Annotated in this window: 14 protein-coding genes; 12 read left to right on the top strand and 2 right to left on the bottom strand. The window is 55.4% G+C overall.

Annotated elements, in window-relative coordinates:
• The first annotated feature begins 56 nt into the window (after positions 1-56).
• Positions 57-1,232: a mannose-6-phosphate isomerase gene (gene manA, locus C2U53_RS21735; RefSeq protein ID WP_043000776.1), complete on the top strand. Its 1,176-nt coding sequence runs from the start codon at positions 57-59 to the stop codon at positions 1,230-1,232.
• Positions 1,233-1,333: 101 nt separating this feature from the next.
• Positions 1,334-2,815, top strand: a complete 1,482-nt coding sequence (locus C2U53_RS21730; RefSeq protein WP_044254638.1) for a YdgA family protein — start codon at positions 1,334-1,336, stop codon at positions 2,813-2,815.
• Positions 2,816-2,841: 26 nt separating this feature from the next.
• On the opposite strand, the gene C2U53_RS21725 is transcribed toward C2U53_RS21730, so the two are convergent.
• Positions 2,842-3,870, bottom strand: a complete 1,029-nt coding sequence (locus tag C2U53_RS21725; protein WP_043000778.1) for a Mal regulon transcriptional regulator MalI — start codon at positions 3,868-3,870, stop codon at positions 2,842-2,844.
• A 176-nt stretch (positions 3,871-4,046) separates the two neighbouring features.
• On the opposite strand from C2U53_RS21725, the gene malX reads away from it, so the two are divergent.
• The 3 genes from malX to add all read left to right on the top strand — a co-directional run bounded on the left by malX (position 4,047) and on the right by add (position 7,926).
• A complete protein-coding gene (malX, locus tag C2U53_RS21720; RefSeq protein WP_044254641.1) occupies positions 4,047-5,639 on the top strand; it encodes a PTS maltose transporter subunit IICB in 1,593 nt (530 codons plus the stop codon).
• Positions 5,640-5,649: 10 nt separating this feature from the next.
• On the top strand, positions 5,650-6,822 hold the full coding sequence (locus C2U53_RS21715) for a MalY/PatB family protein (protein ID WP_104446429.1): 1,173 nt from the start codon (positions 5,650-5,652) through the stop codon (positions 6,820-6,822).
• 102 nt (positions 6,823-6,924) lie between these two features.
• The gene (gene add / locus C2U53_RS21710) at positions 6,925-7,926 is read left to right on the top strand and encodes an adenosine deaminase (protein WP_043000781.1); all 1,002 of its coding nucleotides are present in this window, start codon (positions 6,925-6,927) and stop codon (positions 7,924-7,926) included.
• Positions 7,927-7,966: 40 nt separating this feature from the next.
• On the opposite strand, the gene C2U53_RS21705 is transcribed toward add, so the two are convergent.
• Positions 7,967-9,007, bottom strand: a complete 1,041-nt coding sequence (locus tag C2U53_RS21705; protein ID WP_043000782.1) for an oxidoreductase — start codon at positions 9,005-9,007, stop codon at positions 7,967-7,969.
• A 240-nt stretch (positions 9,008-9,247) separates the two neighbouring features.
• Between C2U53_RS21705 and blr the strand changes: the two genes are divergently transcribed.
• The 7 genes from blr to rsxD all read left to right on the top strand — a co-directional run bounded on the left by blr (position 9,248) and on the right by rsxD (position 14,922).
• Positions 9,248-9,373, top strand: coding sequence for a division septum protein Blr (gene blr, locus C2U53_RS21700; protein ID WP_043001937.1), 126 nt, complete (start codon positions 9,248-9,250; stop codon positions 9,371-9,373).
• Between the two features lie 283 nt (positions 9,374-9,656).
• The gene (gene ydgT, locus C2U53_RS21695) at positions 9,657-9,872 is read left to right on the top strand and encodes a transcription modulator YdgT (RefSeq protein WP_043000783.1); all 216 of its coding nucleotides are present in this window, start codon (positions 9,657-9,659) and stop codon (positions 9,870-9,872) included.
• Between the two features lie 78 nt (positions 9,873-9,950).
• Positions 9,951-10,391 carry a DUF2569 domain-containing protein gene (locus tag C2U53_RS21690; protein ID WP_043000784.1) on the top strand — a complete coding sequence of 147 codons (441 nt, stop codon included), beginning with the start codon at positions 9,951-9,953 and terminating at the stop codon, positions 10,389-10,391.
• A 76-nt stretch (positions 10,392-10,467) separates the two neighbouring features.
• The gene (rsxA, locus tag C2U53_RS21685; protein ID WP_003029144.1) at positions 10,468-11,049 is read left to right on the top strand and encodes an electron transport complex subunit RsxA; all 582 of its coding nucleotides are present in this window, start codon (positions 10,468-10,470) and stop codon (positions 11,047-11,049) included.
• The gene (gene rsxB / locus C2U53_RS21680) at positions 11,049-11,627 is read left to right on the top strand and encodes an electron transport complex subunit RsxB (RefSeq protein WP_043000785.1); all 579 of its coding nucleotides are present in this window, start codon (positions 11,049-11,051) and stop codon (positions 11,625-11,627) included. Before rsxA ends, rsxB begins: the two co-directional genes overlap by 1 nt.
• Positions 11,620-13,863, top strand: coding sequence for an electron transport complex subunit RsxC (gene rsxC / locus C2U53_RS21675; RefSeq protein WP_104446428.1), 2,244 nt, complete (start codon positions 11,620-11,622; stop codon positions 13,861-13,863). Before rsxB ends, rsxC begins: the two co-directional genes overlap by 8 nt.
• On the top strand, positions 13,864-14,922 hold the full coding sequence (rsxD, locus tag C2U53_RS21670) for an electron transport complex subunit RsxD (protein ID WP_104446427.1): 1,059 nt from the start codon (positions 13,864-13,866) through the stop codon (positions 14,920-14,922).
• Positions 14,923-14,924: the final 2 nt, after the last annotated feature.

Raw genomic sequence — 14,924 nt, 5'->3', positions numbered from 1 at the left:
CTTTAATAGTCGAATTAAGTTCCCACTGATTTCCAACTTGCAACAGGGCATTGAACATGCAAAAACTCATCAACTCCGTGCAGAACTACGCCTGGGGAAGTAAAACGGCGCTGACGGAACTCTATGGTCTGGCGAATCCGCAGCAGTTACCTATGGCAGAGCTGTGGATGGGCGCCCACCCTAAAAGCAGTTCGAAAATTGAAGATGCCAGCGGTCAGGTCGTCTCGCTGCGCGATGTGATTGACGGCAATCAATCCGCGCTGCTGGGTGATGCCGTGGCAAAGCGATTCGGCGAATTGCCGTTCCTGTTCAAAGTGCTGTGCGCCGCGCAGCCGCTGTCCATCCAGGTGCATCCGAACAAGCGCAATTCTGAAATTGGCTTCGCTAAAGAGAACGGCGCCGGTATCCCGATGGATGCCGCAGAGCGCAACTACAAAGATCCCAATCACAAGCCGGAGCTGGTCTTCGCGCTGACCCCGTTCCTTGCCATGAACGCGTTTCGCGAGTTCTCTGAAATCGTTTCGCTGCTGCAACCGGTGGCTGGTGCACACACTGCCATCGCTCATTTTCTCGAACAGCCCAACGCCGAGCGGCTGAGCCAGTTGTTTGCCGCTCTGTTAAGTATGCAGGGTGAGGAGAAATCCCGTGCGCTGGCGATTCTGAAAGCGGCGCTGGAAACCCAGCAAGGCGAGCCGTGGCAGACCATCCGTCTTATCGCGGAGTTTTACCCGGACGACAGCGGCCTCTTCTCACCTCTGCTACTGAACGTGGTGAAGCTCAATCCAGGTGAAGCGATGTTCCTGTTCGCCGAAACGCCACATGCCTATCTGCAAGGTGTGGCGCTGGAAGTGATGGCCAACTCCGATAACGTGCTGCGTGCGGGTCTGACGCCGAAATACATCGACATTCCGGAACTGGTTGCCAATGTGAAGTTTGAAGCAAAACCGGCGAACCAGTTGTTGACCACGCCGGTGAAACATGGCGCGGAACTTGATTTCCCGATCCCGGTTGATGATTTCGCGTTCTCCCTGCACGACCTGTCTGCGCAAGAAACCGCGATTGACCAGCAAAGCGCCGCGATACTCTTCTGCGTTGAGGGTGAAGCTCTCCTGCGCAAAGGCGAGCAGCGCCTGGTGCTGAAACCGGGAGAATCGGCATTTATCAGCGCCGAAGAGTCGCCGGTGAGCGTCAGCGGCGTGGGCCGTGTGGCGCGGGTTTACAACAAACTCTAGCAACTTACTGAATTTTGTAGTTACTCTTGCTAAGCTTGTAATCGGCTTATGACTTTGCCAGGCGGTCTCTACCGCCTGGTTTCATTTTATGGATAAACAATATGAAAAAATCGCTGGTAGCTGCAGGTGTGATTGTCGCACTCGGCGTCGTCTGGACGGGCGGTGCGTGGTACACAGGTAAAAAGCTGGAAACCCATCTTGCTGAGATGGTCGACCAGGCCAATGCTCAGATTAAACTCACCGCGCCGGAAGCAAACGTGGAACTCGCTTATCAGAACTATCAGCGTGGCATCTTCAGCAGCCAGTTACAGTTGGTGCTCAAGCCGGTGGCCGGAAAAGAAAATCCCTGGCTGAAAGCTGGCCAAAGCGTGGTGCTTGACGAATCCGTCGATCACGGCCCCTTCCCGTTCGCGCAACTGAAAACCTTTAATCTTCTGCCGTCGATGGCCTCGGTGAAGACGACCCTGGTCAACAATGACGTCAGCAAACCGCTCTTTGAGATGGCGAAAGGTGAAACGCCTTTTGAGATCAATTCGCGAATCAGCTACAGCGGCGATACCCGTTCCGCAATGTCGCTGAAACCGCTGAACTACGAAAAAGGGGCGGAGAAAGTCGCCTTCAGCGGCGGCGAATTTATTTTCAATGCCGATAAAGAAGGCAACGTGGTTTCCCTTTCCGGTGAAGCGAAGAGCGGTCTGGTCGATGCGGTGAACGAGTACGATCAAAAGGTCCAGCTCTCCTTTAACGACCTGAAAACAGAAGGTTCCAGCACGCTTGCCAGCTTTGGTGAGCGCGTCGGCGATCAGAAAGTCACGATTGGGAAAATGGCCCTCGCCGTTGAAGGCAAAGAGATGGCGCTGCTGGAAGGCATGGAGATCAGTGGGAAGACCGATCTCGTGGATGACGGTAAAACCATCAACAGCCAACTGGATTACACCCTGAACAGCCTCAAGGTTCAGAATCAGGATCTGGGAAGCGGCAAGCTGACGCTGAAAGTCGGTCAGATTGACGGCGCGGCATGGCATCAGTTTAGCCAGCAGTATAATGCCCAGACCCAGGCGCTGTTATCGCAGCCGGACGTGGCGGACAACCCGGAACTGTATCAGCAGAAAGTGACCGAAGCTTTCTTTGGCGCCCTGCCGCTGTTGATGAAAGGCGAACCGGTCATTACCATTGCGCCGTTGAGCTGGAAAAATGCCAAAGGCGAAACGGCGCTGAATTTGTCCCTGTTCCTGAAGGATCCGGCCACCGCGCAAGGTGAACCGCAAACGCTGGCCGACGAAGTCGACCGCTCGGTGAAATCGCTCGACGGTAAGCTGTCGATTCCGGTGGATATGGCCGTTGAGTTTATGACTCAGGTCGCCCGTCTGGAAGGTTATCAGCAGGATGAAGCCGCTAAACTTGCCAACCAGCAGGTGAAAGGCCTGGCCGCGATGGGACAGATGTTCCGCATTACCACCCTTGAAGACAACACCATTGGCACCAGCCTGCAGTACGCGAATGGTCAGGTGACCTTAAACGGGAAGAAGATGCCGCTGGAGGAGTTTGTCGGAATGTTCGGCATGGTGCTGCCCCAGCCGTAATCACCAGAACCCCTCTGCGGAGGGGTTTATTCTTGCACCACCAGTCGCGCAGATAGCGTCTGACTGCGGGTGTGACTTTCCTCACGCGCAATGCGTTGCAGGATGCGTTCCGCCAGACTGTAGCCCATTTCCCGCGCCGGCATTGTCGCCCAGACAATTGGCAGATCGTCCAGCGCGTTTTCCGCCACATCGGCAAAGGCGCCTAATGAAACCTGCTGCTCAAAGTAGCGATCAACCCCCACTTCACCGCTCTGCCGTCCCGCCCGCATCAGGCCAAACCATGCGCCCATCGCAATCGTTTCGTTGTAGCACACCACGGCGCTGATGGTCGGATTGCGTCGTAGTAACGCGCCGATGGCCTCGGCGGCCTGCTTCTGGCTGGATGCGCATTCCATGACCCAGTCGCTGTGAAACGGTAAACCGTATTTCAGCAGTGTCGCACAGTAGCCGCCGACGCGTTCCGCACGCGTTAATGATGAACTCTGCCCACCCAACCATGCGATGCGCTGATGACCGTGACGAATCAGATGCTCCGTCAACAGTTGCGCGGCCTGCATATTGTCCGGACGCACGGTATCTACGTCGTCCAGATAACTGGCTCGCGAGGCGAAAACCACCGGAATGCCCTTTTCTTCCGCCATCAGGCGCAGGTCATCGCTGCTGCCCGCCGCCCCGGCGATCACCACGCCGTCAACGCCCTGATTCAGGAGCATGGCAAAACGCTGCGCCAGTTGTTCACCATCCTGACCACCATGCAACAAAAACGCCATCCGGCCCTGTGCTTCCAGTGCTTCCGTTAATCCCGCCGTCAGTTCAGCATAAAACGGAGCCGACAGATCGCGGACAATCAATCCAATCACTCCGCTCTGGCCCCCCCGTAACACCGAAGCCTGACGGTTACGCACAAAACCGAGTTGTTCTATCGCCGCATTCACCCGTTCGCCGGTGGCGGTTGAAATACGACCTTTGCCGCTGAGTACCAGTGAAACCGTGCTGACGGAGACGCCCGCCGCCAGTGCAACATCGTGGATAGTGATTTTTTTGGCTATGGCCATAAAAACGCCAGACTCCCTGATAATGTGACAGATAAAACGTTTTATCTATTACCTCTATTTATACGCGTTAATATCGTCTGATAATGTGATTTTCACCGCACTAAAAAGTGATAAAACGTTTTATCTTCTTGATCAAATTTTCTCATTACCGATGGATTTGCACAAGGAGTCGTTAGATGACGGCGAAAACAACACCAAAAATTACGCTGTGGGAATTTTTCCAGCAGTTAGGGAAAACGTTTATGCTGCCCGTGGCGCTGCTTTCGTTTTGCGGGATTATGCTGGGGATTGGCAGTTCGCTAAGCAGCCACGATGTGATCACCCTGCTTCCGGCACTGGGTAATCCGGTGCTACAGGCCATCTTTACCTGGATGAGCAAAGTTGGCTCCTTTGCCTTCAGTTTCCTGCCGGTGATGTTCTGTATTGCGATTCCGCTCGGGCTGGCGCGCGAAAACAAAGGCGTGGCGGCGTTTGCCGGTTTTGTCGGTTACGCGGTAATGAACCTCGCCGTTAACTTCTGGCTGACAGCAAAGGGTATTCTGCCGACCACCGATGCGGCGGTCCTGAAAGCCAACAACATCCAGAATATCCTCGGCATTCAGTCAATTGACACCGGGATCCTCGGTGCGGTAATCGCCGGTATTATCGTGTGGATGCTGCACGAGCGTTTTCATAACATCCGTTTGCCGGATGCGCTGGCCTTCTTCGGCGGCACCCGCTTTGTCCCAATCGTCTCCTCAGTGGTGATGGGACTGGTTGGTCTGGTGATCCCGTTAGTGTGGCCGGTTTTCGCGATGGGGATCAGCGGTCTGGGTCATATGATTAACAGTGCGGGCGACTTTGGTCCGATGCTGTTTGGTACGGGCGAACGCCTGCTGTTGCCGTTTGGTTTGCATCACATTCTGGTGGCGTTAATTCGTTTTACCGACGCCGGGGGCACCCAGGAAGTGTGCGGTCATACGGTGAGCGGCGCGCTGACCATTTTCCAGGCGCAACTGAGTTGCCCGACCACGCAGGGCTTCTCAGAAAGCGCCACCCGCTTCCTGTCACAGGGTAAAATGCCGGCATTTCTCGGCGGCTTGCCAGGTGCGGCGTTAGCGATGTACCACTGCGCGCGTCCGGAGAATCGTCACAAGATCAAAGGGCTGCTGATCTCGGGTCTGATTGCCTGCGTCGTTGGCGGCACCACGGAACCACTGGAATTCCTGTTCCTGTTTGTCGCTCCGGTACTGTATGTTATTCACGCATTGCTGACCGGTCTGGGCTTTACCATGATGTCGGTTCTGGGTGTGACTATCGGTAATACTGACGGCAATATCATTGACTTTGTGGTGTTTGGGATCCTCCACGGACTGTCCACCAAATGGTATCTGGTACCGGTCGTCGCGGCAGTCTGGTTCGTGGTGTACTATGCTATCTTCCGCTTCGCGATCACTCGCTTTAACCTCAAAACACCGGGTCGTGACAGTGAGATTGCCAGCTCGATCGAAAAAGCCGTTGCCGGTACGCCGGGAAAATCAGGTTATAACGTACCTGCTATTCTGGCTGCGCTGGGCGGTGCGGATAACATCGTTAGTCTGGATAACTGCATTACCCGACTGCGTCTTTCTGTTAAGGATATGTCGCAGGTTGATGTGCAGGCGCTGAAGGACAATCGTGCCATTGGTGTCGTGCAGTTGAATCAACATAACCTGCAGGTGGTGATTGGCCCGCAGGTCCAGTCGGTTAAAGATGAAATGGCCGGTCTGATGAACACCGTTCAGGCATAAGGACACGCACATGTTTGATTTTTCACAGGTTGTTGACCGTCACGGTACATGGTGCACGCAATGGGATTACGTAGCCGATCGCTTCGGCACTGCCGACCTGCTGCCGTTTACTATCTCTGATATGGATTTCGCGACGGCTCCCTGCATCCTGGAGGCGCTGAATCAGCGCCTCGCTCACGGTGTGCTGGGCTACAGTCGCTGGAAGAATGAGGCGTTTCTCGGCGCGATTGCCCACTGGTTTGCCCGGCGCCACAATACGCGTATCGATACCGGATCGCTGGTGTATGGCCCTTCCGTGATCTATATGGTGTCACAGCTCATCCGCCAGTGGTCTTCTGTCGGTGACGGCGTGGTGCTCCATACCCCAGCCTATGACGCGTTCTATAAGGCTATCGAAGGCAATCAGCGCCATGTTGTTCCGGTGGCACTGGAACAGCGCAATGGCCACTGGCATTGCGATATAGAGAAACTGGATGCGGCGCTGGCGCGTCCGGAAAGTAAAATTTTGCTGCTGTGCAGTCCGCATAACCCGACCGGTAAAGTCTGGACGCGCGAGGAACTGGAAGCGATGGCGGAACGCTGCCAGCGTCACGGCGTGCGGGTCATATCTGATGAAATTCATATGGATATGGTCTGGGGCGAACAGCCGCACATCCCCTGGAGCAATGTGGCGCGTGACAATTGGGCGCTGTTTACCTCTGGCTCCAAAAGCTTCAATATTCCGGCGTTGACCGGCGCTTACGGGATGATTGAAGACGCTGACAGTCGTGATACGTATCTCAACGCGTTGAAAGGTCGCGACGGTCTGTCCTCTCCCGCCGTGCTGGCACTGACTGCTCATATCGCGGCCTATGAACAGGGTGAGCCGTGGCTGGACGCGCTACGGGCGTATCTCCGGGACAATCTACACTACATTGCAGATACGCTGAACGACGCTTTTCCTGAACTTAACTGGCCGGTGCCGCAGTCGACCTATCTCGCGTGGATCGATCTGCGGATATTAAACGTTGATGATAATGCATTGCAGAATGCGCTGATTCAGAAGGAAAAAATCGCCATCATGCCCGGCTTTACTTACGGTGATGAAGGACGCGGTTTTGTACGACTGAATGCCGGTTGTCCACGTTCAAAACTCGAAAAAGGCGTGAACGGATTAATTAACGCGATCCGATCGGTACGCTGACCCCGGTTGCGCAATGGAATTAATCATTGCGCAACATAGCTTTTCTCCTGCTTTTGTTTTTATAATAGCGCGCACTTTTATATACGAATAATGAGTGCGACCATGATTGATAATTCCCTGCCGTTAACTGACATTCATCGCCACCTTGATGGTAACATCCGGGCACAAACCATTCTGGATCTTGGCCGCCAGTTCAATTTGCCCCTCCCCGCGCAAACCCTTGAAACGCTGATCCCTCATGTACAGGTCACGGCCACTGAACCGGATCTGGTTAGCTTTCTGTCGAAACTGGACTGGGGCGTGAAAGTCTTAGCGTCCCTCGACGCCTGTCGCCGCGTCGCGTTTGAAAATATCGAAGACGCCGCCCGCAATGGCCTGCACTATGTAGAACTGCGTTTTTCTCCGGGCTACATGGCAATGACACATCAGCTGCCGGTTGCTGGCGTGGTGGAAGCGGTCATCGCTGGCGTACATGAAGGCTGTAAAACCTTTGGCGTGCAGGCGCAACTGATCGGCATCATGAGCCGGACCTTCGGCGAGGCCGCGTGTCTACAGGAGCTGGAAGCACTGCTGGCGCACCGCGATCGGATCACCGCGCTTGACCTTGCCGGTGATGAACTGGGCTTCCCCGGCAGCCTGTTCCTGTCCCATTTCAACCGCGCGCGTGACGCAGGCTGGCACATTACGGTGCACGCCGGAGAAGCTGCCGGTCCGGAAAGCATCTGGCAGGCCATTCGCGAACTGGGTGCGGAACGCATCGGCCACGGCGTGAAAGCGGTTGAGGATCCGGCGCTGATGGATTTCCTCGCGGAACAACGGATTGGCATCGAATCCTGTCTGACGTCGAATATTCAGACCAGCACCGTGGCATCATTGTCCGCGCATCCGCTGAAAACGTTCCTCGAGCATGGCGTCCTCGCCAGCCTGAATACTGACGATCCGGCGGTTCAGGGAGTGGATATCATTCACGAATATACCGTTGCGGCACCGGCAGCAGGACTGAGCCGTGAGCAGATTCGTCAGGCACAGATTAACGGACTGGAAATCGCCTTCCTGAACGCGGCGGAAAAACAGGCGCTGCGAGAAAAAGTGGCGGCGGCATAGCGAAAAGAGGCCCGATGTGATTCATCGGGCCTTTCAGACATCAGGCAAGGCATAACGTCGAACGATGTTTCGCCGACTCAATTCCCAGCTCAATCAGTTCCATAATCTGGATAGCCTGGCTCGCCGGTACCGGGTTCTCTCCGTGACCATTCAACGCATCGCGGATCCCGGCATAGTACGCCGGATAATTCCCCGGCACGGTCAGCCAGGTCTCTTCCACCCGTGTTTCGCCTTCAACGCGTGTGACGATGCCATCACGCATATCGTAGCCCCAGTCTTCTTGCGGCAGGCGCTCGCCATTTTTCAGACGCTCTTCCTGCGGATCCAGACCGTACTTCACATAGCTGCCTCGCGAACCATGCACGATGTAACGCGCCGATTCCGCTGCCGCCAGCATCGTACCGTGTAAGATCACCCGACGCTGCGGGTAGGAAAGCGTGGCATGGAAGTAGTCCGTTGACTGTGCCCCCGGGCGCAACTGGGCCAAATCTACCGTCATGCTGACAGGCAGACCGAACAGATTGATCGCCTGATCAAGCAGATGCGGTGCCAGATCGTACCAGATACCGCTTCCCGGTCCCCCTTGCTCACGCCAGCGATCCCGTACCTGCGGACGAAAGCGGTCGAAATGCGATTCAAAATAGGCGACCTCACCCAAAACGCCTTCCGCCAGCATCGCTTTCAGGGTCAAAAAGTCACTGTCCCAACGACGGTTGTGGAAAACAGAGAGCACCCGTCCCAGACTGCGTGCCAGCGCATCCAGTTCGCGCGCTTGTGACAGTGTCACGGTGAAAGGTTTATCAACCACCACATGTTTACCCGCTTCCAGCGCCGCTTTGGCCAGCGGGAAATGGGTATCGTTTGGTGTGGGTATGACGATCAGATCAATATTAGGGTCGTTAAACAGATGCTTCGGCTCAGAGACAACGGCCACGGAAGGCCAGTCCGCCTTCACTTTCGCTGCATCGCTACTGGAAACGACGGCCAGTTCCAGTCCCGGCGTGCCATCAATCAGGGGGGCATGGAACGTTTTACTGGCGTATCCGTAGCCAATCAGTCCTACACGGATGTTGTCACTCATATATATGCCTCTCGTTTCAGTCTGTGACTATTTCACACTATCCATGAACCACTCACAATAGTTTAATAACCCTGAGGCTATAAAGGTCGTTATTTAACTTAAGTCAAATTAATGTCACTTTCGGGCAGTTTGTCGGTATAAAGTCGCTGAAATCGTTCCCGAAACACTTGCCGGGATAATTATTGCTAAGTAACATCTGCTGCCGGTATTTAAGGATAAATCAAGCAAATGTCGTCAGTCATCAATCGTCTTATTGAATTAACAGGTTGGGTGGTTCTTGCGGTGTCCGTGGTCCTCCTTGGCGTTGCCAATCATATCGATAATTATCAGCCTCCCGAACCGACTGCCGCTGTTCAGCAGAAATAGCGCACCAGGCGGCGTATGTCGCCTGGAAAGTCGGTTTTCCCGAATTATTTGCAGAAAAAGCCGAAAAATTATCTGAAAAAGCGAATTGTGCGGCCTCCCATGCCGGCGCTTATTGCCAGTGATGGCGAAGCGCGTTACCCTTCGCTCTGGTGTCGTCTGGCACTGCAAACACCATTTAAGAAAATACTTTTTCGGCCTTTACCTGCCGGTTCCTTTCACCGGGACAGGTTTATTTTACCTTCACCACTCGTGGCTTTATTTTTATATATAGGGATCCCTGTTTATGACTGTTCAGGATTATTTATTAAAATTTCGCAAAATTAGCTCGCTCGAAAGCCTGGAAAAGCTGTTTGACCACCTGCACTACACCCTGACCGACGATCATGACATTATCAATATGTATCGCGCGGCCGATCATCGCCGCGCAGAACTGGTCTCCGGCGGTCGCCTTTTTGATGTTGGTCAGGTACCGAAATCCGTCTGGCACTACGTGCAATAAGAAAGTAGCGCTTGCCGGTAAAAGCTTTATAATAATTGCCCCAAAAACAACGGTACGTCTGGCAATTCCGGAGATTTTATGACCACAACACCGGCACAGCGCATTGGCGGTTGGTTACTGGGCCCGCTGGCCTGGCTTTTAGTCGCCTTGCTGAGTGCGTCGCTGGCCTTGTTCCTGTATGCTACGGCGCTCGCCTCGCCTAAAACGTTGGCGATGCTGGCGGAGCAAAGTACCGGCAACCTGCTGTTGTGGGGCGTCTCTTTTCTCACCGCGATTGCCATGTGGTATTACACCCTGTGGTTGACGATTGCGTTCTTTAAGCGCAGACGCAGTGTGCCGAAGCACTATATTATCTGGCTGCTGGTCTCCGTCTTACTGGCGGTCAAGGCTTTTGCCTTTTCACCGGTGCCCGACGCCTTAGCTGTGCGTCAGTTACTCTTCCCGTTGCTGGCGGCAGCACTGTTAGTGCCCTATTTCAAGCGTTCCTCGCGTGTGAAAACGACCTTTGTGAACCCGTAATAACCTTACAGTTAACCTGTTGTCGCCTGCTGTAGATTGTCAGATAATAGGCGGCTTTTTTATTTCAGGCCGAAAAATGACTGATTACCTGCTGCTGTTTGTCGGAACTGTACTGGTCAATAACTTTGTACTGGTTAAGTTTCTGGGGCTTTGTCCTTTTATGGGCGTTTCCAAAAAGCTGGAAACCGCGATGGGGATGGGGCTTGCGACCACGTTTGTGATGACGCTGGCCTCAATCTGCGCCTGGCTGATTGACACCTGGATCCTGATCCCGCTCAATCTCATTTATCTGCGCACGCTGGCCTTTATTCTGGTTATCGCGGTCGTGGTGCAATTTACTGAAATGGTGGTGCGCAAAACCAGCCCGGCGCTCTATCGCCTGCTGGGGATTTTCTTACCGCTGATCACCACCAACTGCGCGGTTCTCGGTGTCGCGCTGCTGAATATCAATCTCGGCCATAACTTTTTACAGTCGGCGCTGTACGGTTTTTCCGCCGCCGTCGGCTTCTCGCTGGTGATGGTGCTGTTTGCGGCGATTCGCGAGCGTCTCGCCGTTGCAGATGTCCCGGCACCGTTTCGCGGTAACGCCATTGCGCTGATTACTGCCGGGTTAATGTCTCTGGCCTTTATGGGCTTTAGTGGTTTGGTGAAGTTGTAATGAATGCTATCTGGATTGCCGTTGCCGCCGTGAGCCTGCTGGGCCTGGTGTTCGGCGCTATCCTGGGTTACGCCTCCCGTCGTTATGCGGTGGAGGATGATCCTGTCGTTGAAAAAATCGATGAGATTCTGCCGCAGAGCCAGTGTGGGCAATGCGGCTATCCCGGCTGTCGCCCCTATGCGGAAGCGATTGGCAGTCAGGGTGAAAAAATTAACCGCTGTGCGCCTGGCGGCGAAGCGGTGATGTTAAAAATCGCTGAACTGCTGAACGTGGATCCCCAGCCGATTGATGGCGATGAACAGGATGTGGCGCCGGTCCGCATGCTGGCGATGATTGATGAAGCCAACTGTATCGGCTGCACCAAGTGTATTCAGGCCTGCCCGGTGGACGCCATTATTGGCGCAACGCGTGCCATGCACACGGTGATGAGTGATTTGTGCACGGGCTGCAATCTGTGCGTGGATCCCTGCCCGACTCACTGCATTGAACTGCGTCCGGTCGCCGAAACACCTGACAGCTGGAAGTGGGATTTAAACACGATCCCCGTGCGTAATATCCCCGTGGAACAACATGCTTAAGTTATTCTCTGCTTTCAGAAAAGATAAGATCTGGGATTTCAACGGCGGTATCCATCCGCCGGAAATGAAAACCCAGTCAAACGGCACGCCGCTGCGTCAGGTTCCCCTCGCGCAGCGCTTTGTTATGCCGCTCAAACAACATATCGGTGCCGAAGGTGAACTGTGCGTCGCCGAAGGGCAACACGTATTGCGCGGACAAGCGCTGACCCGTGGATGGGGAAGAATGCTCCCGGTTCATGCGCCCACTTCCGGGACGGTGGTCGCCATTGCGCCCCACTCAACGGCGCATCCTTCGGCATTAGCTGAACTTAGCGTGATCATCGACGCCGACGGCGAAGACCGCTGGATTGAACGCGAAGGTTGGCAGGATTACCGTTCGCAGAGCCGCGAAGCCCTAATCGAACGTATTCACCAGTTCGGCGTCGCTGGACTGGGCGGTGCCGGCTTTCCAACCGGCAATAAATTAAAGGGTGGCGGCGACAAAATTGAAACGCTGATCATCAACGCGGCGGAATGTGAACCCTATATCACTGCCGACGATCGGCTGATGCAGGATTGTGCGGCGCAGGTTGTCGAGGGTATCCGCATCCTGGCGCATATTCTGCAACCTCGTGAAGTCCTCATCGGTATCGAAGATAACAAACCGCAGGCCATCTCAATGCTGCGTGCGGTGCTGGCCGACGCGCGGGATATCTCACTGCGTGTCATCCCGACGAAATATCCGTCGGGCGGCGCAAAACAGCTGACCCAAATCCTGACCGGGAAGCAGGTTCCGCACGGCGGTCGTTCTTCCGACATCGGCGTACTGATGCAAAACGTCGGTACGGCGTATGCGGTAAAACGCGCGATCGTCGATGGAGAACCGATTACTGAACGGGTTGTGACCCTCACCGGTGAAGCGGTCAGTCGTCCAGGCAACATCTGGGCGAGGCTGGGCACACCAGTGAAACATCTGTTAAATGATGCCGGTTTCTGCCCTTCTGCCGATCAGATGGTGATTATGGGCGGCCCGCTGATGGGCTTCACCCTACCGTGGCTCGATGTGCCGGTCGTAAAGATCACCAACTGTTTGCTGGCACCGTCAGCGACAGAGATGGGTGAACCACAGGAAGAGAAAGGCTGCATTCGCTGTAGCGCCTGCGCCGACGCCTGCCCGGCAGATCTTCTGCCCCAGCAGCTTTACTGGTTCAGTAAAGGGCAACAGCATGACAAAGCCACGGCGCATAACATTGCCGACTGCATTGAATGCGGTGCCTGTGCCTGGGTTTGCCCGAGCAATATTCCGTTGGTGCAATATTTCCGTCAGGAGAAAGCCGAGCTTTACGCAATAAGCCAGGAAGAGAAACGCGCGGCAGAGGCTAAAGCGCGCTTTGAAGCGCGTCAGGCTCGCCTGGAGCGAGAGAAAGCGGCGCGTCTGGAACGTCACAAGAAAGCCGCCGTGCAGCCTGCGGCAAAAGATCAGGATGCCATTGCCGCCGCCCTGGCTCGCGTCAAAGAGAAACAGGCGCAAGCGACTCAACCGGTGATGATCAAAGCCGGTGAAAAACCGGACAATAGTGCGGTGATAGCCGCTCGCGAAGCGCGCAAAGCGCTGGCACGAGCAAAACAGGCCGGGAACGTCACCGCAGTGGATGCCGATCCGCGCAAAGCCGCCGTCGAGGCCGCTATCGCCCGTGCGAAGGCGCGCAAGCAGGAACAGCAGACCAACGGCGAATCTGCTGCACCAACTGAACCGATGGATCCGCGCAAAGCCGCCGTTGAGGCCGCTATTGCCCGCGCGAAAGCGCGCAAGCAAGAACAACAGGCCAGCGGCGAACCTGCTGCGCCAACTGAACCGGTGGATCCGCGCAAAGCCGCCGTTGAGGCTGCTATCGCCCGTGCGAAGGCACGCAAACAAGAACAACAGGCCAGCAGCGAACCTGCCGCACCGGCTGAACCGGTGGATCCGCGCAAAGCCGCCGTTGAGGCTGCTATCGCCCGTGCGAAGGCGCGTAAACAAGAACAACAGGCCAGCAGCGAACCTGCCGCACCGGCTGAACCGGTGGATCCGCGCAAAGCCGCCGTCGAGGCCGCTATTGCCCGTGCGAAGGCGCGTAAACAGGAACAGCAGGCCAGCGACGAACCAGTTGCCCCTTCCCTGGAACCGGTCGACCCACGCAAAGTGGCCATTGCCGCTGCAATAGCGCGCGCAAAAGCTAAAAAAGACGCTCAGCAGCAGGTTGTTAACGAGGAATAAATGGTATTCAGAATCGCAAGTTCTCCCTACACGCATAATCAGCGTCAAACCTCGCGCATTATGCTGCTGGTCTTACTGGCTGCGGTGCCAGGCATCGCCGTGCAATGGTGGTTTTTCGGCTGGGGGACGCTGTTCCAGATCGTACTCGCCTGCGCCAGTGCGCTGCTGGCGGAGGCCGCCGTACTCAGATTGCGTAAACAGCCGGTAGTGGCGATTTTAAAAGATAACTCCGCGCTGCTGACCGGTCTGCTGCTGGCCATCAGTATTCCTCCCCTCGCCCCCTGGTGGATGGTGATCCTCGGTACGGTATTCGCGGTGATCATTGCCAAGCAATTGTATGGTGGTCTGGGACAAAACCCGTTCAACCCGGCGATGATTGGTTATGTGGTGCTGCTAATCTCCTTCCCGGTGCAGATGACCAGTTGGTTGCCCCCGCAGGATATTGCCGCCAGCGCGCCGGGACTGGTCGATGCGCTGCAGGTCATCTTTACCGGGCATACCGCCAGCGGCGGTGATATGAATACGTTGCGTATGGGGATTGACGGGGTAAGCCAGGCCACGCCGCTGGATACGTTCAAAACCTCTCTGCATGCAGGTCATTCTGTTGAGCAGATCATGCAGTACCCCATTTACAACGGTATGTTTGCCGGTGCGGGCTGGCAGTGGGTCAACCTGGCCTGGCTGGCTGGCGGTGTTTTTCTGCTACAGCAAAAAGCTATTCGCTGGCATATTCCGGTAAGCTTCCTGCTCTCATTGGGCGTCTGTGCGACGCTGGGCTGGCTGTTTGCCCCCGAGTCGCTGGCTTCCCCGCAAATTCATCTGCTCAGTGGGGCAACGATGCTTGGCGCATTCTTCATTCTGACGGACCCGGTGACGGCCTCGACGACCAATCGCGGTCGTCTGGTGTTTGGCGCACTGGCGGGCCTGCTGGTGTGGTTAATCCGTAGCTTCGGCGGCTATCCGGATGGCGTGGCCTTTGCCGTACTGTTAGCCAATATTACGGTGCCGCTGATTGACTACTACACGCGCCCGCGCGTGTACGGACACCGCAAAGGATAATC

The organism is Citrobacter sp. CFNIH10 (assembly GCF_002934585.1).
GTDB classification, from domain to species: domain Bacteria; phylum Pseudomonadota; class Gammaproteobacteria; order Enterobacterales; family Enterobacteriaceae; genus Citrobacter_A; species Citrobacter_A amalonaticus.
Note: the sequence above shows the minus strand (reverse complement) of the source record. Positions and strands in the feature narration are given on the sequence as shown.